Source organism: Archangium sp., assembly GCF_057119385.1.
On the sequence record NZ_DBNGVP010000155.1, the window covers coordinates 13,219 to 31,999 of the forward strand.

The window sequence follows — 18,781 nt, forward strand, 5'->3', positions numbered from 1 at the left end:
TCTCTCGGTCCCCGGGTCGAACCCGTGCGAGGGGCGTGCGGGAAGCACGGCGGGGAGATCCAGCGAGGGCCCATGGAGGCAACCCGCCAGGGTCGGACCGGTGAGAGACTCACCGGCACACCCGTGGAAAGGATGCTTCATGAATCGCGCTGGCCGTTCACTTCGCTCCCGAGGGCTGTTCCTGCTGACGTGCGCCCCGCTGTGGGGAGGGTGCGCGTCGTTGGGGACGCTGGAGACGGCGGACACGGTGCCGAAGGGCCAGTCGCGGCTGACCGCGCAGGCCTGGGTGCAGGGAGTGGATGACGGGAGGAAGCCGGGGGTGCTGCCGCAGGTGGCGGTGGCGGGGAGGGCGGGGGTGACGGAGGGGCTCGACGTGGGAGGCAGGTTGTCGCTGCAGGGGGCGGAGGGCTCGCTGAAGCTGCAGCTGGCGGGGAGGGAGGAGGGGTCGCCGTTCGTGATGTCGGTGGCGCCCACGGCGGGGGTGGTGCTGTTCTCGCACGCGTGGGAGCCGGGGGACTGGTCGTCGGATACGCAGCTGTTCGTGGCGGTGCCGCTGCTGTTCGCGCTGAGGAACCCGGATGGCTCGCAGCTGGTGCTCGGGCTGCGCCCGACGTGGATGCGGTTCGACGCGCTGTTCGACCCGGAGAGCCGGGAGATGGCGGCGATGGGGGCGTCGCTGGGCTATGCGTTCCGGGTGAACCCGGGCCTGCGGGTGATGCCGGAGGCGGCGATGCTGTTGCCGGTGGCGGACAGACAACAGGGGCAGTGGGCGCGGGTGAGCGAGCGTCCGCAGCTGCAGTTCGGCATCGCGTTCCTGATGGATCCGGTGCGCTGAGGGGAGCGCGGGAGCGGGGAGCGGGCCCGGGTGCCGGGTCCCCCCGCTCCGAGCAGTGCCGCCGGTGCACCTCGCGCTCGACCGGGTGACTGCCCCAGGTCGCGCGGGTGCGGGCGTCCGCGGAGCTCGTTGCTCGGGCTCGTGGCCAGGGCGCGGAGCCTGGTGGCGTGCCGCGCGGCATCCGCCCTGGGCGCGGACCCGAGCCGCTCCAGAGAACCGGATGCACCGGGCTGTTCCACGTGGAACAGCCGGACGGGAGGGGCTGGGAACGGCCGGGCTCCACCGAACTGGCCTCTGGGGACACGCCGCCTGGGGAAGCACGTTCCACGTGGAACAGGGACGGCGGGAGACGTGGCGCCCTGGACTGGGAGGACAAGAAGGGGAGCCGCGTGGGAGGAGCCCTGGCCGAGGCGGCGTGTTCCACGTGAAACGGTGCCACGGGCGGTACCCGGTGCCTCACCTCGGCGCGGCCGGGGGTCCTCTGGACGGGGCGTCACGCGAGGGAGTGCCGGACCGAGGCATTCCGGGCAGGGGATGTTCCACGTGGAACGTGCCCGGGGTTGGCGGCATCGGCCCGGCCTGGCGCTCCTCATGCTCGAGGGAGGCGAGAAGGAGTTGGGACGGAGCACCCGGTGTGGAGCTCCAGGCGGAGGGTTCCACGTGGAACAACCGCCCCGTGGAGGGGGAGGGCGGGGAGGTTCTCGTGGAGTGCCCGCGAAGTCCTTGGACCGGAGCCGAGGTTCCGTGGACATCCCCTCTCCCCCTGGGAGAGGGCCAGGGGGAGGGTCTTCCCCCCTGGACCGGAGGACCCCCAGGAGATCTCCAGCCGGAAGGAGGCCAGAAGCCAGTGGTGTCCCGCGAGGCGGGGCAGGGTGAAGAACCCGGGGTGACGACCCTCACCCCCCGCCCTCTCCCAGAGGGGAGAGGGGGCATGCGTAACTCGAGCCTTTCAGTCCGGGGCACGTTCCACGTGGAACGCACCACCCGGGGAAGAGAATGGGGGACTGGCCAGGACTTGGTCCGGGGAGAGGTGTCCACGCCGGGGACGTTCCACGTGGAACAGACGGGGCCGGGGACAGCCCTGGGCGGCGGAGCCCACTGCTTTGCCCTGGCCCCAAGGGGACCGGGAGAGGCCTTTCAGACCGGGGAGATGTTCCACGTGAAACGCACCACCCGGGGCAGGACTGGGGAGCACCGGACCCGGCTGGCGGCTGGAGCGCCTTCGCGAGGACGTTCCACGTGGAACAGCGGACCCCCTCCAGGAGGGACGGGTGGGGTGCTCCGGCTGGGAGCCTGGAGGTGGAAGGGAGGCGTTCAGGGCGGGAACGTTCCACGTGGAACAGGTGGGGCCGGGGCTGCCCTGGGGAGGCTCAACCGCCCGGCTCGGGTCTGAAGGAGACCGGGCGGGGCCTTTCTGGCCGGGGGATGTTCCACGTGGAACGCACCGCCCGGGGCTCGATGGGGGAGCACCAGACCTGGCCTGCCCGGCACGGGTGCGCCTCACGAGGACGTTCCACGTGGAACAGGGATACGCCCCAGGAGAGAAGCGCGGGGTGCTCTGGCCAGGCGCCTGGAGGTGGAAGGCAGGCTTTCGGGCCGGGGACGTTCCACGTGGAACAGGTGGGACCGGGGGCAGTCCTGGGCACCGGAGTCCGTTGCGCTGCTCTGGCCTGAGGGGGGACCGGGAGAGGCCTTTCTGGATGAGGCGTGTTCCACGTGGAACGGCGAGCTCGAGTGGGGCGGACTGGGGCAGGGCGCGGAACCTCGAGCCCAGATAGGAGCCCTTCTGGCGGAGGCGCGTTCCGATTCCTGGCGGAAAGGGGATCGTGGGGAGTTCTACGTGGAACGGTGGACCCGGCTCGGGCGGCAGTGCAGGGCGGAACCGGAGCCTGGAGTCCAGAGGGGGTGCTTTCTGGGCGGGGCGTTTTCCCCGGGGAGCCGCGACCTCCCGCGCGACCTCCCGCTGAGCCGGGTGGGGCGGCTCGGTGCGAGGCTTTCGGATTCAGGCGTGTTCCACGTGGAACGCGTCGGCTCTGCCCCGTACCCGTTCTTCTCGTGCTTCGGCTCCCATGGCTCCGGGCGGGAGGTGGGGCGGCCGCGAGCGCTCGCGGGCACGGCTTTCCGGCAGGCCCCTGTTCCACGTGGAACGGCGCGGGGCTCGGGTTCACGGTCCGGTCCATGACCCTCACCCCAGCCCTCTCCCAGGGGGAGAGGGGGCTTCCCGCGGATACAACCCGAGGCCCGGGCACCCTCACCCCGGGGGGCTTGCCCCCCCTTTGAACGACGGGGGGCTCCTCTCCCGGGGGGAGAGGGGTAGTTGGGTGTGGTTGGGGGGTGGTTGGGCTCGCGATGGGACCGGGCTCGACGCCGGGCGGATGTCAGGCAGGCGAGCTAGAAGTCTGATCCGGTCGCGGACTGGATCAGCCGACGATTTGATGGATCAATACGGGAGTCGGTACATGCCTCCCCCGCAGAGCCCCCGGGCACTCCCGGGGCGTCGCAAGGATGGGCCACGTGGGTCGAATCATCTGCATCTCCAACCAGAAGGGCGGCGTCGGCAAGACGACCACCGCCATCAACCTCGCCGCCAGCCTCGCCGCCGCTGAGCGCAAGGTGCTCCTCGTCGACATGGACCCTCAGGGCAATGCCGGCAGCGGGCTCGGCCTCAAGCGCGAGACTCTCCAGGGCACCGTCTATGACGCCCTCCTCGGAGGCCGTCCCATGGGCGAGCTCCTCCACCCCACCGAGCTGCGCTTCCTCCAGGTGGTCCCCGCCACCCCGGACCTCACCGGCGCCGAGGTCGAGCTCGTCAACCAGGAGCGTCGCGAGTACCGCCTCCGCGATGCCCTCCGGCCCCTGGCCGAGCAGTACGACTACATCCTCATCGACTGCCCGCCCTCGCTCGGCCTCCTCACCCTCAACTCGCTGATCGCCGCGGACTCCGTCCTCATCCCCCTCCAGTGCGAGTACTACGCGCTCGAGGGCCTCTCCCAGCTCAACCACACCATCGACCTGGTGCGGCAGGCCTTCAACCCCGCGCTGAAGATGGAGGGCATCCTCCTCACCATGTTCGACTCGCGCGCGAACATCGCCAACCAGGTCGTCGCCGACGTGCGCGACTACTTCAAGGAGCAGGTCTTCACCTCGGTCGTCCCGCGCAACGTGCGCCTGTCCGAGTGCCCCTCCTTCGGCAAGCCCATCCTGCTCTACGACATCAAGTCCAAGGGCTGTGAGAGCTACCTGGCGCTCGGCCGTGAAATCATGCAGCGCGAGCCCAACCCGCCCCCCGCTCGCAAGGTCGCGTAGCCCCCGGGCCGCCTCCCGCCCGCCTCCTGATAGAGGTGGCTCCCGAGGCGGCCCTCCCTCACCGATGAACCGGGCTGGAGCGGTCTCCCCGCCCCGCTCGCCCCCGCCGGGCTCCCGCGTCCCCCCGGCCGAGGTGCTGCCGTCCAGGGACGTGGCCACCCGAGCCCCCTCGGGCCGGTAGTGCCGGGCCTCCCGGCGGAGAATCCGCAGTGCTGAACGGTGACAAGCAGAAGCGGGCGTTGGGCCGTGGCCTCTCCGCCCTCATCCCCCAGGCCGCTCCTCCTCCCGCCGCGGCCGCCGCGGCGGTGGTGGTTCCTCCCGAGCCTCCCGCTCCCCCCAAGGGCAGCGTCCTCAAGCTCCCCATCGAGGCCATCCACCGCGACACCCTCCAGCCCCGCCGCCACTTCGACGAGGAGAAGCTGCGCGAGCTCACCGAGTCCATCAAGGCCCAGGGCGTCCTCATGCCCGTGCTCGTGCGCAAGGACGGCGACGGCTACAAGATCATCGCCGGCGAGCGCCGCTGGCGGGCCTCGCAGCTCGCGGGCCTCCATGAGATTCCCGCCATCGTGCGCGAGGTGACGGAGGTCGAGGCCTTCGAGCTCGCCCTGGTGGAGAACCTCCAGCGCGCGGACCTCAACCCCATGGAAGAGGCCGAGGGCTATCACCGGCTCGTCGAGGAGTTCGGCCTCACGCAGGACCAGGTGGCGCAGCGCGTGGGCAAGGAGCGCTCCACGGTGGCCAACGCCCTGCGGCTGCTCGGCCTGCCCCCCGAGGTGAAGAACATGGTGGCCGAGGGCAACCTGAGCGCCGGCCATGCCCGCGCCCTGCTCGGCGTGCCCCGCATCCCCGAGATGAACGAGCTGGCCCAGCAGGTCGCCGCCCGCAAGCTGAGCGTGCGCGACACCGAGAAGCTCGTTCAGCAGGCCAAGGGCGGCAAGGCGAAGGACTCGGGCAAGCCGGCCAAGGTGAGCCCGCAGGTGAAGGCGCTCACCGAAGAGCTCCAGCGCATTCTCGGGACGAAAGTGCGCTTGGTGGAGAAGAGCGGTGGAAAAGGCACCATCGAGGTCGATTACTTCTCGTACGATGACCTCGATCGCATCCTGAAGGTACTCAGGAAGGAGTAGCTCGTGGCGCTCCTCGGTAAAAAAGAAGAGAAGACCAACGTACCGCTTCTAGGCGGCAGACGGGAGGATGAATCGGTGGCAACGCGTCCGGGTGAGGTTCACACGCTGCTCGGCAAGGGCAGCGAGTTCGAGGGGAAGCTCACCTTCGAGGGACAGGTTCGTATCGACGGGAAGTTCAACGGGCAGATTGTCACCAAGGACGTGCTCGTCATTGGCGACGGGGCCCGCGTGACGGCGGAAATCAACGCCGGCACCGTCATCATCAATGGCACCGTGGAGGGCAACGTGCGCGCCGCGCAGCTGATTGAGCTGCACGCTCCCGCGCGCGTGAAGGGCAGCCTGGAGAGCCCGGCGCTCACCATGGACCGGGGCGTCATCTTCGAGGGCACCACGAAGATGGAGAACCTGGGCAAGGGGGGAGGCTCGCCGCCGCCTCCGGGTGGAGACAAGAAGTAGTGCGCCGCGCCGAGCGCCAGTCCGTGCGCGCCACCCTGGTGGCGCTGTGCTGGCTGGCGGCCGGCTGCGGTGGGTGTCAGAAGGACGAGGCGCCCGTGACTCCGGAGCCCGCCGCCCCGGAGCAGCGGCCCGTCCCCCAGCGCCGCGTGGGCGTGAAGGTGCCCATGCCGCCGGGGTGGGTGGCCCAGGTGGCGCAGGATGGGAGCTTCCAGTTCGGCCCGCCCGGGCGCCCGGTGTTGCGCGTGGACCTGCGCCCCGGCCAGGGCGCCACGCTCCCCGCTCCCGAGGTGCTCCTCCAGACGGTGCGGCGGTCCTTCGAGGGCTTCGAGCACACGCTCGAGCAGCAGTCGGGGGGGGAGGACTTCTCGCTGGTGCGGGTGAAGCTCACGCCGAAGCTGGAGGACGGGGGCTCGGGCGCGAGCTACCCGGCGCTCTTCGGGGCGCGGCGCGTGGAGAAGGACTTGTTCCTGTGCGCCACCTTCCCCGGTGTCAGCGAGGACGAGGTGCTCCAGGCCTCCGACGCCTGCCGGGGCATCGAGTTCCAGCAGCCGCGCTGAGCTCGCGGAGGCATCGCCCTCGGAAAGACATCGGACGCGGACCCGGAGCCCCATGTGCTCCGGGTGCGCGCCCGACGCTTCCCCCCTTCGCACCAGGGACCGGCCCTTCCCCCCGGACGGCCGGCGCTCTGGTGGGTGCCTTCGTTTCCGTGGCTCCCGCGAAGGGTGGACGGCTGAGTGTCTCGCGGCGGTCCACCGCGTGGGGCCACCGTCGACGGGGGTGTGTGCCCGCGGACGCTCGCCGCGGGGTTGCCGGGGCGGGAGTGTTGGATTTCAGCGCCAGCCCACGGCGGCGAGGGCCAGCGCGCCCACCGCGAGGGTGCCGCCGAACACGAGCAGCAGCCAGCGGCCGAAGCTCCACCCGCCCACCACCGCCGCCATGACGCCCTTGGTGAGGGTGTTGGCGGTGGTGCCGAGGAAGATGGTGGTGACGGCCACCTCCTCGGGGAGCGAGGCGGTGCGCGCCAGGTTCGCCATGGACAGGGTGATGGCGTCCACGTCGGTGAGCCCGGCGAGCAGGCCGGCCAGGTACGCGCCGCCGTGGCCGAGGAACCGGGTGGCCGCGCGCGCGCCCAGCAGCACCAGCGCGAAGAGCACGGTGAACTTGAGGGCCGAGCCCAGCGCGAAGGGGTTGGAGAACTCCACCTGGACCTCGGAGCCCTCGGGGGTGGGCGCCTCGCGCGCCCGGCGGTAGAGCAGCATGCTGGCCAGCAGCAGGGTGGCGGCCATGGCGCCCATGGGCACCGCGACGAGCCGCAGCATGTGCGGATTCACCACGGCCACCTCCACCATCACCCGGACGAACATGAGCGAGGAGGCCAGCATCACCGCCAGCGCGCACCCCTGGCGCAGCTCGCGCGGGGCCCCCCTGGCGCGGCCCGCGAAGGAGAGCGTCACCGCGGTGGAGGACACCAGCCCGCCGATGAGGCCCGTCACCACCAGCCCCCGGCGCGAGCCCAGCGCCTGGATGGCCACGTAGCCGGCGAAGCCGATGCCGGCGATGAGCAGCGTCATCCAGCCGAGCTGCCTCGGGTTGAGCACGTCCAGGGGGCCATGGGTGGCGTCCGGCAGCAGCGGCACCACCACCACCGCGACGAAGAGCAACTGCACCCCGGCCGACACGTCCCGCCGCTGCAGCCTGCCGAGGAAGGCGTGCAGCTCCGGCTTCATGGACAGCAGCGTGGTGGCCACCACCGTGAGGCCCGCCACCACCAGCACCTTCACCCGCATGGGCTCGAGCACGCCCTGCGTCAGCGCGAGCGCGCCCAGCAGGTAGCTGAGCAGCAGCGACACCTCCGAGGTGAGTCCGTGCGAGCGGCCCTGGCGCACGTCCCCCGCGTAGGACACCACCAGCAGGGCCCCCAGCGCCGCGAGCGACAGCAACATCAGCCAGGGGCCGAACTGGCGCGCCACCAGCACCGAGGCCGCTCCCGCCAGCGACACCAGCGGGTAGGTGCGCGAGCCGCCGAGGAAGGACTCCCGGCCCTCGCGGGGGTCCGGCGCCGAGTACTCGCGCTCCTGGCCGATGAGGAAGCCCGCGGCCAGGGCGAGTCCGAGGGAGAGGAAGGGCTCGTAGCTGTCCATGCGCCTCCTCTACCAGAGAGGGAGCGGTCGGCATGCTCGGGTTGCGCATGCTGACGAAGGACTCGCCTTCTTCAGATGAGGGGCCGCGGCGAGGGCGAGAGCGTGGCGTCATCCACGAGAGGCTCGCTCGTCACCGCGGGCACCTGGGTCCCCTCGCCGAAACCCTCGGCGCCGGAGGCCAGCGGCTGGGCTCCCGAGAACAGGCCACGCGCCCGGTCGAGCATCCAGCGCACGCCGAGGACGGCATCGCGGAGGAGCGCCTTCGGGGCCTCGCGGGACAACAGGGGAGGGCCCTTGAGCGTCCCCACCGAGCCCTCCACGGGCATGGGGTTGATGCCCACGCCGAGCTCGTAGACCATCTTGCCGCCGAGGGTGGCGGTGTAGACGGCGGCCACGTTGGCGGCGATGCCGATGGCGCACTGCACGGGAGACGGAGCGCGCCCGAGCCGCCACAGCGTCACGCCCACGGCGCCCAGGGTGATGACGGCATTGCCGAGCCCGTGGAGGAACACCATGTCGCGAGCGCGAGGCTCCTCGAGCTTCACCTCCTGCGAGGCGGCCAGTCCGGCCAGTCCCGAGAAGAGGGCGCTCAGGGTACCGGCGACCCACAACCGCCGGCCCACCCTGGCCCAGGCGCGGTCCCCGGTGGTGACGGCGATGACGTCGGCCACCGTGGCGGTGGGGAGCAGGGCGAGCGGGGTGTGGATGACTGCGGGGTGCAGCTCGTGAAGCAGCATCTTCATGGAAGGGTCTCCTGGGCGCGCCGCGGGTTCAGTTGTGCGGTGGGAAGGCCGCGGGCTCGCCGGTGGCGCCGTTGCCATCGGGCTGTGGCCCGGACTTCTTCTCCTCGGGGGTGGAGCGGTCCTCGCCCTCGTGGCGGATCCGCTCGTCCTGGCCCGAGCCCTGCCGCGGCACCGTCTTCTCGTCCGGGTTCTTCCTGTCCATGTTCCCACCTCGCCCGTGAAAGGAGTTTCCGGGAAGCTGGGCACGCCGGAGTGGGCCGTCACGAGCCGGAGCGAAGGCAGGGCCGCCTGCCTGCAGGGCATGCGCACCGGCCACGGGGGGCTGTCGTGCAGCACACGGCGCGCGCGGGAGTGGCTCGTCCCGGCGGACGGCTTCCGGTTGACTGGGAGGGATGAACGACGAGCAACCGCGGCTGACGGCGCACGAAATCTACGAGCACGTCGTGAAGGCCGGGCGCGAGGAGCTCACGCGTCCGGTGGGGCAGCTGGTGTGGTCGGGGGTGGCGGGCGGGCTGCTGATGGGGTTGAGCGGGCTGGGGGTGGCGCTGATGCGCTCCTTCCTGGGAGATGGCGAGGGCGCGCGGCTGGCGAGCTTCGCGCTCTACCCGGCGGGCTTCATCGCGGTCATCGTGGGCCGGGCGCAGCTCTTCACGGAGAACACGCTCTTCCCGGTGGTGGTGGTGCTGCGCGAGCCGGCGAGGCTGACGCGGTTGTTCCTGCTGTGGGCGGTGGTGCTGGGGTGCAACCTGGTGGGCGCGTTCCTCTTCACGCTGTGGGTGAGCCGCACGGGCGCGGTGAAGCACGGCGTCATCGAGAAGCTCGTGGCGCTGGGGAGGGAGGCGGCGGAGCGGGGGAGCGGGGAGCTGTTCTGGGGCGCGGTGATGGGAGGGTGGCTCATCGCGCTGGTGGCGTGGCTGGTGTCCGCGAGCCACAGCACGTTCGGACAGCTGTCGCTCATCGGGTTCTTCACGTTCATCGTGGGCGCGGGCCACTTCGCGCACTCGATCGCCGGCAGCTCCGAGGTGCTGGCCGCGGTGCTCGACGGGGGCCTGCCGGTGAGCCACTTCCTGCGCTGGCTGGCGATGGCGGTGCTCGGCAACGCGGTGGGCGGCGTGGGACTGGTGAGCCTGCTCAACTACGGGCAGGTGGAGACGAGCTCCGAGCCGTCCCCCCTCCGTCGTGACGGCCCGCGGACCTTCGGAGCGCGCTCAGCGCTTGAGGGCCAGCGAGAGGGCGAAGTCGCCCGCCGCGTCCGTCCAGCGCTCGGCCAGGTGCAGCCCCGCGGCCGCCAGCTCCGCCTCCACCTGCTCCACGCGGAACTTGCAGCTCACCTCCGTGCGCAGCACCTCGCCCTCGGCGAAGTTCACGTGCCGCTCCAGCGCCGGCAGCCTCACCGCCTGCGCCCTCGTGGAGATGAGCCGCATCTCCACCCAGCCGTTCTCCTCGTCGAAGGGCGCCAGGTGCTCGAAGGCCTCGGGCTCGAAGTCCGCCCCCAGCTCCCGGTTGAGCACGTTCAGCACGTTGCGGTTGAAGGCCGCCGTCACCCCCGCGCTGTCGTTGTACGCCGCGAACAGCCGCTCGCGGCTCTTGAGCAGGTCCGTCCCCAACAGCAGCCCCTCGCCCGGCTCCATCCCCGACGCCAGCTGCCCGTAGAAGCGCGCCCGCTCGGCCGGCTTCAGGTTGCCAATCGTCCCGCCCAGGAAGGCCACCAGCCGCCGGCCTCCCCTCGGCAGCCGCTCCAGGTGCCGCTCGAAGTCCCCCACCACCGCGTGCACCCGCAGCCCCGGGTACTCGCCCGCCACCGTCCGCGCCGCCTGCCTCAGGAAGGCCTCGCTCACGTCGAAGGGCACGAAGCGCCTCAGCTGCCCCGTGCGCCTCAGCGCGTCCAGCAGCAGCCGCGTCTTCTCGCTGCTCCCGCTGCCCAGCTCCATCAACGTGTCCGCCCCGCTCGCCCGGGCGATGTCCCCCGCGTGCGCCACGAGGATTTCCCGCTCGCGCCGCGTGGGGTAGTACTCCGGCAGCCGGGTGATGTCGTCGAAGAGCTGGCTGCCCCGCTCGTCATAGAGCCACTTGGGGGACAGCTCCTTCGGCGCGCCCTCCGTGCACAGCCCCGCCAGCACCTCCGCGCGCAACGCCCGCTGCGCGTCCCCCGGCCGCACGTGCACCTCCACCGTCACCTCGAGCTCGCGCTGCCGCCCCAGTCCCGTGCCTCCCATCCCTCCCCCCTGTCCCATGACTCACCTCGCGTCTCGCGCGCACCTGAAGCCGGCGAAGATCTGCCGGCGGATGGGGTAGTCCCAGTTGCGGAAGCTGTTGCGCACCGCCACCGGCGCGCTCGCCCACGCTCCACCCCTCAACACCCGGTACTCCGTCCCGAAGAACACCTCCGAGTACTCCCGGTAGGGAAATGATTTGAACCCAAAGTACCCATCGAAGGTGCTGGAGGTCCACTCCCAGACATCTCCGAGCAGGCCCCAGACGCCGTCCGCGCTCTGGCCCGCGGGGTGGCCGCCAATGGGCGAGGGGCCCCAGGTGTCTCCGCCGAGGTTGGCGTGGCCGGCGTCCGGCGCCGCGTCCCCCCAGGGGTACACGCGGGGCTCGCCGTCCGAGCCCGTCGCGGCCTTCTCCCACTCGGCCTCGGTGGGCAGCCGCTTGCCGGCCCAGCGCGCGTAGGCATCCGCCTCGTACCAGCACACGTGCTGCACGGGCTCGTCCCGGGGCAGGGGCTCCACCCACCCGTAGCGCCGCCGCAGCCAGCCACCGCCCTCCTGGGGGAGCCAGAAGAGCGGGTGGCGGATGCCCTGGGCGTGAATCCACTCGAAGCCCTTCGGGTCCCACCAGCGGCTGTCGGTGTAGCCGCCGGACTCGACGAAGACGGCGTAGTCCCCATGGGTGACGGGGTGCGAGTCCAGGAGGAAGTCCGGCACGTGCGCGGTGTGGGCGGGGCGCTCGTTGTCGTAGGCCCAGGGCGCGTCGCTGCCCAGGCGCACGGGGCCTCCGGGGATGAAGACCTCGTGTTGCGCGGCGCGAGCGGGACGCGGACGGGGGAGCGCGGCGGGCCGGTACACGTGGCTCGTCATGAGCTGCAGCGTGGCGGCGAGCGTCTCCAGGTGCTGCTGCTCGTGCTGGGCCACCATGCCGAAGACGAAGCCGCCGCGCAGCAGCGGGACGGGCGAGTCCTCGGGGACGTGGTGGAGCCACTCGAGCGAGGCCTCGCGGACGCGGGAGGCATAGGCGAGGGCCTGCGCGGGAGAGAGCAGGGGCAGCTGGGAGCGCGAGGAGCGCGGGTGGCGGAAGGCGTCGTAGAGCGAGTCGAAGGCGGAGTCGGTGAGGGCGGGGGCGCCGAGCGCGCGCAACAACCACTGCTCCTCGTAGTTGGCCACGTGGGCCACGTCCCAGACGATGGGGGACATGAGGGGCGAGTGCTGGCGGGTGAGGGCGTCCTCGGGGAGGCCCTCGAGCATGCGCAGCAGGCGCGAGCGCGCGGCGGTGAGCTCGGAGACGGCGGAGGATTTCCAGGGACGAAGCTCGGGCCTGCGCATCGTGCCTCCAAGGTTAGGGAGCGGAGGGGGGCGGGGGGAGTGTCCCCGTGCCGGGGCGCGAGCCCGCCGTGAGACAGCGTACGCCCGGAAGGGAGAGGCGCCGAGCGGAGGACTCTCGAGAACAGCGGAGGACGGGGACTTGGGATGTCGGGAGGCCCACAACCCCTCTACAACCCCTCTCCCGCCGGGAGCGGAGCCCCCCGTCGTTCAAAGGGGGGGCAAGCCCCCCGGGGTGAGGGTACCCGGGTCCCGGGTCGAGACGGTGTGCGGGTGTCGAGCGCCCGCCTGGAAGCCCCCCCGCCCGAGGCCCGGGCAGGCGCGCGGGGGAAGAGCCGCTCGGCGTGGAGTGTTCTCCCCTGTTGCCCGGCTGCTTCGCGGTGGCGCATGGCGCCCGCGGGAGCCCGGAGCGGGGAGCGTGTCCATGAGTCAGGCCCGGAACGGCCGTTCGGAGTGGTTCGAGTTGTCGGAGGAGGGCTGGAGGCGCTCCAATCGCGCCCGGCCGCTCGGCCAGCTCGTGCGCGAGGCGCTGCAGAACGCGTTCGACCAGCGGGCGCGCCGGGTGAAGGTGCGCCTGGAGGAGGACGAGGTGCGCATCGAGGACGACGCGCCCGCGGGCCTGGCGCGCGACGAGTTCGCCTTCACGGTGTTCCTCGGGGAGAAGGACACGCCGCCCACGTGGCGGGGGCGCAAGGGCCGGGGCCTCAAGGAGATGATCGCCGCGAGCGACCGCGCCGAGGTGGAGACGGTGGGGCGCACGCTCGTCTTCGACGACACGGGGCGGAGCGTGAAGGCCAACTCGCGCACGGTGGGCACGTGCCTGCGGCTCTTCCGCCGCACGAGCGAGCGCGAGCGCGACGAGGCCGTGCGGCTGTTGCGGCTCACCCTCGCGCCGCCGGGGGTGGAGCTGCTCATCAACGGGCGGGCGGTGCGGCCGCCGAGGGCGAAGGACTCGCTGGCGGACTGCCCGCTGGAGACGGTGGAGCTGCACCGCGGCGTGGAGCGGTACGTGGAGCGGGGCACGCGGGTGGACCTGTACTACCCGAGGCCCGGGGAGACGCCGCACCTGTACGAGCTGGGGTTGCCGGTGGAGCCGCACCATTTGCCGTGGCACGTGGACGTGCAGCAGCGCATTCCGCTGGCGGCCGAGCGCGACGCGGCGAGGGACCCGTACAAGCGGACGCTGGCGGCGATCCTCCTCGAGTCGCTGGCGCCGGAGCTGAGCCGGCAGGAGCTGTCGGGGGCGTGGGTGACGGAGGTGCTGGCGCACTTCACGTTGGGGGAGGAGGCGCTGGGGGCGTACGTGGAGAAGGTGCTGCCGCCGAGGGCGGTGCTGTCGGTGGGCCCGCGGGCGGATGACCGGGCGAGGCAGCTGGGGGCGAAGGTGGTGGACCTGCGCGGAATGCCGCAGGCGGCGCTGGAGCAGCTGGAGACGGTGGTGGAGGCGGCGGACGCGTACGTGGAGCGGATGGAGGGCCCGCCGAGGGACGTGGTGGTGCGGCCGGGGGCGAGGGCGGAGCGGCTGGTGGGGGTGGTGCGCTGCCTGTCGAAGGAGCTGACGGGGCGGGAGGTGGGGGTGGAGTTCTTCGAGCGCGAGGTGAGGGACGAGCGCGCGCACGTGGAGGCGGAGTACGACCGCGAGCGGCGGGTGCTGCGGGTGAACATGAAGGGGCGGGTGCGGCTGGAGGACCCGTTGGAGCCGCGGACGCTGGGCATCATCCTGCACGAGCTGGCGCACGAGGCGGGGGACGAGCACGACTTCGCGTTCATCGACAGGCTGGAGGGCTTCGCGGGCAAGGCGCTGCGCTGCCTGGTGGACCGGCCGGACCTGCTGGCGCCCTATGCGAGCCCGAGGAAGCGGACGGGGTAGCGCGGTTCGCTTGCTCCCGGAGGCTCAGGACAGCAGCTCGGGCAGGAACTCGTAGAGGGTGATGGAGGTTGACCTTTCAGGTCACCTGCCCCACCCTACCTGAGCATGGAGAACGATCGGCCGGTCGACGTGGATGCCTTTCCCCGAGCCCCCACACAGGAGCAGTGGGAGGCGATGAGCATGGAGGAGAGGGCGCGGGTGGTGCAGGCGCTTCCCGCGGAGGTGACGTGGGAGGAGATGCCGATGCCTGAGGGTGACCTGCACACCCGGGCGAGGTGGTGGGTGCAGGATGCACTCGAGGGCTACTTCACACCGCCGCGGCGCCGGGCGTACGTGAGCGTGGCGCTGCCCATCTACTACCCCGGGGAGAGGCGCTTCGCGCCGGACCTGTTGGTGGTGTTGGACGTGGAGCCGCACCCGCGGGGCAAGTGGGTGGTGAGCCACGAGGGAAAGGGATTGGACTGGGTGATGGAGGTGCACGTGGGCGGCGACCGCAAGAAGGTCGCCGAGGACAACGTGCGGCGCTACGCCCGGTTGGCCATCCCCGAATACTTCATCTACGACCGGGCCCGGGAGAGGCTGGAGGCCTACCGGCTGCCTTCTCCCGAGGCACGGGAGTACGTGCGGATGGAGCCGAAGCAGGGCCGGTACACCTCGGAGGTGCTGGGGCTGGAGTTGCAGTTGGAGGGAGGACGGCTGCGCTTCTGGGCGGGGAATGCCCTGCTGCTGTCGCCCGGGGAGATGAACGAGCGGCTGCGGGAGCTGCTGGACGGTGAGCAGCGGCGAGCGGATGAGGAAGCCCGGCGGCGCGCAGCGGAAGCGCACCGGCGCGAGGAAGCCGAACGCCGGCTGGCGGAGCTCCAGGCCGAGCTGGAGCGGCTCAAGTCCCGAGGGCAGTGAGTCCCGAGCCGCTCCCCGGCCCTCTCACTTCACGGGCTCGACGACCATGGCGCTGCCACCGCCGCGGCGGGTGGGCTCGGCGGCGGCGGTGACGGTGCCATCCGGGTGGAAGCGGATGGCGGTGAGCGCGCCCATGGGCCCCACATCCGTGAACCCATGTCCCAACTCCCCGAGCGCGGCGGCCTCGGGCGAGGCGATGAACGCGGGCTCGGCTTGGCTGCGGTGGTCCGGCGAGTTGCGCTGGGACACGCGAGGCGCGGCCAGGGCCTGTTCAATGGGCATGCCGAAGTCGAGGTGATTCACGAGCGTCTGTCCCACGGTGGTGATGATGGTGGCGCCGCCGGGGCTGCCGAGCGCGAGCACGGGCGCGCCGTCCTTGAACACGAGCACGGGGCTCATGCTGCTGCGCGGCCGTTTGCCGGGCGCGGGGGCATTGGGGTGGGGCGCGTCCACGGCGGCGGGCAGGTCGAAGTCCGTCAGCTCGTTGTTGAGCAGGAAGCCGTAGCCGGGGACGACCATGCCATTGCCGCCCTCGCCCTCGATGGTGCACGTGTACGCGACGATGTTGCCCGCGGCATCCGAGGTGGTGATGTGCGTGGTCTCCTTGTTGGGCACCTGCTCCTCGGCGGCGGGGCGGGCCACCTCGGGCACGCGCGGGAGCACGGCGCGGGCAGGGCCCTGATGGGGAAAGGGATTGCCGGGCAGCGCGGCGGTGGTGGATGCCCGGGTCCCCTCGAGCGTCGCGCCGCGCCGCACGGCGTACTCACGTGACAGGAGCCCCGCCTCGGGTGCGGAGACGAAGGCGGGGTCGCCGAGGAAGGCATTGCGGTCGGCGAAGGCGAGCCGCGAGGCCTCCAGGTACCGGTGGAGGAACTCCGCGCGGGACAGCGAGGCCGGCGCATGGGCCTCGAGCAGGTTCAACGTGAGCGCGAGCGTGACACCGCCGCTGCCGGGCGAGCCCATGCCGTACAGCGTGTAGCCGCGGTAGGTGCTCGTCACGGGGGGACGGACGATGGCCTCGTAGCGCGCGAGGTCCTCCATCCGCATCACCCCGGGGCGCACGGTGCGCGAGGCCCCGGGAGCCAGCGGCGGCCGGGTGACGGTGGAGACGATGGCCCGGGCAATCTCGCCCCGGTAGAAGACGGGGGCACCGCCCTCGGCGACGAGCCGGTACGTCCGCGCGAGCCCGGGATTCTTGAAGGTGGCGCCCACGGGCCAGGGCCGCCCATCCGGCCCGAGGAACAGGGCGGCGGAAGGGGTGAAGTCGCGGAAGCGCTCGACGTTGTGACGCGTCTGCTCGTGGAAGGTGGCGTCCACCTCGAACCCCTGCTCGGCGACGCGGATGGCGGGCTGGAGCACCTCGGCGAGCGAGCGCGAGCCATACCGTCTCAGGGCCTCGCTCCAGCCCAGGAGGGAGCCGGGGACGCCCACGGACAGGCCGCTGGTGACGAGCTCGCCGAAAGGCAGGGGAGCGCCGTTTTCATAGAGGAGCGCGCGCTCGAGGCCCGCGGGAGCCGTCTCGCGGTGGTCCAGGGTGACGACGCGCCCCTCCCGGGCGAGGTACGCGACGAGGAAGCCCCCGCCGCCGATGCCACAGGAGTACGGGTCGGTGACGCCGAGCACGCTGGCGGCGGCCACGGCGGCGTCGACGGCATTGCCTCCGGAGCGCAGCACCTCGAGGGCGGCGGAGGTGGCGCGCACGTCCACGGTGGCGGCGCCGCCGCCGCGTCCGGTGGCGGTGGAGGCGGGGAGCGTCCGGGCGGCGGCCTCGGGCCTCGGCGCGGGGGAGGTGGCGCAACCGGGGCCGAGCCCCAGGCACAGCAGGGACGCACTGACGGAGAAGAGGAGCCTTCGCATGGGGCGGGAGCCTACCAGCGGGTGTCCGTTTCCTCGCGCTCACCTGTCTCGGAGTCCGAGAGGAATTCGCCCGGAATACGCTGACAGTGGAAGCGGGCCACACCCGGGGGCACGCGGATGACAGGCATTGCACACGCGTGCCGCGGGTGTGTCGGGTTTGTGGCGTGTGGAGGGCGGAGCCGATTCGTCGGGCCCGGGCGTGTCCCTACGATGCACGCGCGAAGCGGCAGGGGGGGCGGAGGGGAAACCCAGACATGTCTTGGGAGAGCGCATGGACCATCGGGTCTGGTCTGTCCGGGAGGAGCCGGGAGGCGGGCGGGCCTTCCTCGCCCGGCAGGAGGCGTGCGAGACGGCGCGGACGGTGGAGCGCGCCTTCCACCGGTGCGGCTTCTCGGACGAGGAGTGGGAGGTGCTGAGGGACGCGCCGTTGAGGGCCTTCGCCTGGGTGGCCACGGCGGATGGCCCGGTGGGGCCGGGGCAGCTCGCGGCGTGCCGGAGGGTGCTGGAGGCGGGGCTGGGCTCGCGCAGTCCGCTGGTGGGCCGCATCTGTGGCGAGTCGCTGCGTCAGCTCGGCGCCTGGGGGCCGGAGTGGCTGTGGGAGGCGCCGGACCTGGAGCCCCTGCGTCCGCTGGTGGCGCGCGTGGCGGAGCGGCTGGGGCTGGGCGAGGCGGCGCGTTTCCACGCGTGCCTGCTGGCGGTGGGCACCCGGGTGGCGAGGGCCTCCAACGGGCTGGCCGGCCGGGTGTGGGGCCGGCTGCGGGGCGAGGAGCGGCTGGCGCTCGAGGCGCTGGTGGAGACGCTGGGGCCCCTAGGTATGTGACTCGCGGGGGCCCACGCCCCACGGGCCGTTGCGCTGGTTCTGCTCCAGCTCGCGCAGCTGCATGCCGCGCACGAGGTCCTCCTGGGTGAGGGTGCCCACCAGCAGGCCCTCCTGCACCACGGGCAGCTGGGGCAGCTGCCGCTGGCCCATCTCGCGCAGGGCGTCCCAGGCGCTAGCCTCGGGGGAGAGCGCGGGCACGGGTTGGGCCACCTCGCGCGCCCGCAGCTGCCCGCGCCGCGGCTCCGGCACCCGCAGCACGGCCATCCGCGTCACCAGCCCCACCACGCGCCCTCCGTCCACCACGGGCAGGGCCCGCCGCCGCTCGGCCCGCAGGCGCGCTTCCACCTCCTCCAACGAGTCCTCCGCCTCCACCGAGGAGGTGCGCGGCGTCATCAGCTCGCGCACGCGCATGCCGGAGAGCAGCGATTGCATGACCACCTCGCGCGACTCGCCGCTGGCGCCCATGAAGACGAAGAAGGCGATGAGGAGCAGCAACGGGTTGCCGGCGGGCCACAGGCCGGGCAGGCCGAAGAGGCCCACCAGGCCGAAGAGCAGGGCGAAGGCCTTGCCGACGAAGGCGGCCGTCTGCGTGGCGCGCACCCGGCCGAGCCACCCGGTGAGGAGCGCGCGCAGGACGCGGCCACCGTCCATGGGGAAGGCGGGCAGCAGGTTGAAGAGGCCGAGGAAGATGTTGAGGCCGCCCAGGTAGGCGACGGCGAAGCTCACCTCCAGGGCGCCCGCGGCCTGGAGGGGCACGGAGCCCACCATCAGCAGCACGCCCAGCACCAGGCTGGTGGCGGGGCCGGCGAGCGCCATGAGGGCCTCGTGAAGGGCGCCCTCGGGCATGCGGGTGATGCGCGACACGCCCCCAATCATGAGCAGGGTGATGTCGGAGACCTGGCCGCCCTTGCGCAGGGCGTAGACGGAGTGGGCCAGCTCGTGGACGAGCACGGACAGGAAGAGGCACACCACGAGGCCCACGCCCCACAGCAACGGATGGCCCCGGAGCCGCTCGGGGCCGAAGCCGCTCGCCATGGTGAGGCCGAAGAGCCACGCCAGCAGCGGCAGCACCAGCAGGAAGGAGTAGTGCACCCGGATGGGAATGCCCCGCAGGGTGGCGATTCGGATGGCTCCGCGCACGGTGACACCTCACTCGGGGAAAGGTGGGGAGTGTCCGGCACGGAACCATC

General features: G+C 72.2%; 15 protein-coding genes and 1 pseudogene. 9 read left to right on the forward strand and 7 right to left on the reverse strand.

Translation table 11 applies throughout. From position 1 onward, the window contains the following. Window positions 1-139 precede the first annotated feature (139 nt). The 5 genes from AC16DP_RS37580 (at window position 140) to AC16DP_RS37600 (ending at window position 6,278) form a co-directional block, all read left to right on the forward strand. A complete protein-coding gene (locus AC16DP_RS37580; RefSeq protein ID WP_329729594.1) occupies window positions 140-835 on the forward strand; it encodes a hypothetical protein in 696 nt (231 codons plus the stop codon). A gap of 2,514 nt (window positions 836-3,349) precedes the next feature. Continuing rightward, complete coding sequence (locus AC16DP_RS37585; RefSeq protein WP_329729595.1) at window positions 3,350-4,141, forward strand: ParA family protein; 792 nt, start codon at window positions 3,350-3,352, stop codon at window positions 4,139-4,141. 209 nt (window positions 4,142-4,350) lie between these two features. Next, window positions 4,351-5,265: a ParB/RepB/Spo0J family partition protein gene (locus AC16DP_RS37590; RefSeq protein ID WP_483956947.1), complete on the forward strand. Its 915-nt coding sequence runs from the start codon at window positions 4,351-4,353 to the stop codon at window positions 5,263-5,265. Window positions 5,266-5,268: 3 nt separating this feature from the next. Continuing rightward, the gene (gene bacM / locus AC16DP_RS37595; RefSeq protein WP_329729597.1) at window positions 5,269-5,721 is read left to right on the forward strand and encodes a bactofilin BacM; all 453 of its coding nucleotides are present in this window, start codon (window positions 5,269-5,271) and stop codon (window positions 5,719-5,721) included. Then, window positions 5,721-6,278: a hypothetical protein gene (locus tag AC16DP_RS37600; protein WP_329729598.1), complete on the forward strand. Its 558-nt coding sequence runs from the start codon at window positions 5,721-5,723 to the stop codon at window positions 6,276-6,278. Before bacM ends, AC16DP_RS37600 begins: the two co-directional genes overlap by 1 nt. Before the next feature lie 273 nt (window positions 6,279-6,551). Here AC16DP_RS37600 and AC16DP_RS37605 read toward each other — a convergent pair whose 3' ends face one another. The 3 genes from AC16DP_RS37605 to AC16DP_RS37615 form a co-directional block, all read right to left on the reverse strand. Then, the gene (locus AC16DP_RS37605) at window positions 6,552-7,862 is read right to left on the reverse strand and encodes an MgtC/SapB family protein (RefSeq protein WP_329729599.1); all 1,311 of its coding nucleotides are present in this window, start codon (window positions 7,860-7,862) and stop codon (window positions 6,552-6,554) included. A 71-nt stretch (window positions 7,863-7,933) separates the two neighbouring features. Then, the gene (locus AC16DP_RS37610; protein ID WP_329729600.1) at window positions 7,934-8,605 is read right to left on the reverse strand and encodes a DUF2231 domain-containing protein; all 672 of its coding nucleotides are present in this window, start codon (window positions 8,603-8,605) and stop codon (window positions 7,934-7,936) included. Window positions 8,606-8,633: 28 nt separating this feature from the next. After that, a complete protein-coding gene (locus AC16DP_RS37615; protein WP_329729601.1) occupies window positions 8,634-8,807 on the reverse strand; it encodes a hypothetical protein in 174 nt (57 codons plus the stop codon). Between the two features lie 190 nt (window positions 8,808-8,997). On the opposite strand from AC16DP_RS37615, the pseudogene AC16DP_RS37620 reads away from it, so the two are divergent. Next, window positions 8,998-9,684, forward strand: a pseudogene (locus AC16DP_RS37620) (formate/nitrite transporter family protein); the annotation flags it as partial. A gap of 129 nt (window positions 9,685-9,813) precedes the next feature. Here the strand turns inward: AC16DP_RS37620 and egtD are convergent. Continuing rightward, window positions 9,814-10,821: an L-histidine N(alpha)-methyltransferase gene (gene egtD / locus AC16DP_RS37625; RefSeq protein ID WP_329729603.1), complete on the reverse strand. Its 1,008-nt coding sequence runs from the start codon at window positions 10,819-10,821 to the stop codon at window positions 9,814-9,816. Between the two features lie 21 nt (window positions 10,822-10,842). Next, a complete protein-coding gene (gene egtB, locus AC16DP_RS37630) occupies window positions 10,843-12,147 on the reverse strand; it encodes an ergothioneine biosynthesis protein EgtB (protein ID WP_329729604.1) in 1,305 nt (434 codons plus the stop codon). Window positions 12,148-12,568: 421 nt separating this feature from the next. Here egtB and AC16DP_RS37635 point away from each other — a divergent pair, with 421 nt between their 5' ends. Then, complete coding sequence (locus tag AC16DP_RS37635) at window positions 12,569-14,014, forward strand: ATP-binding protein (RefSeq protein WP_329729605.1); 1,446 nt, start codon at window positions 12,569-12,571, stop codon at window positions 14,012-14,014. Window positions 14,015-14,188: 174 nt separating this feature from the next. Next, window positions 14,189-14,914, forward strand: a complete 726-nt coding sequence (locus AC16DP_RS37640; RefSeq protein ID WP_329729606.1) for a Uma2 family endonuclease — start codon at window positions 14,189-14,191, stop codon at window positions 14,912-14,914. Window positions 14,915-14,938: 24 nt separating this feature from the next. On the opposite strand, the gene ggt is transcribed toward AC16DP_RS37640, so the two are convergent. Next, window positions 14,939-16,771 (reverse strand): gamma-glutamyltransferase, encoded by a 1,833-nt coding sequence (gene ggt, locus AC16DP_RS37645; RefSeq protein WP_329729607.1) that lies wholly within the window; start codon window positions 16,769-16,771, stop codon window positions 14,939-14,941. 271 nt (window positions 16,772-17,042) lie between these two features. On the opposite strand from ggt, the gene AC16DP_RS37650 reads away from it, so the two are divergent. Continuing rightward, on the forward strand, window positions 17,043-17,591 hold the full coding sequence (locus AC16DP_RS37650; protein WP_329729608.1) for a hypothetical protein: 549 nt from the start codon (window positions 17,043-17,045) through the stop codon (window positions 17,589-17,591). On the opposite strand, the gene AC16DP_RS37655 is transcribed toward AC16DP_RS37650, so the two are convergent. Continuing rightward, window positions 17,580-18,731 carry a site-2 protease family protein gene (locus tag AC16DP_RS37655; RefSeq protein WP_329729609.1) on the reverse strand — a complete coding sequence of 384 codons (1,152 nt, stop codon included), beginning with the start codon at window positions 18,729-18,731 and terminating at the stop codon, window positions 17,580-17,582. The genes AC16DP_RS37650 and AC16DP_RS37655 overlap by 12 nt on opposite strands. Window positions 18,732-18,781: the final 50 nt, after the last annotated feature.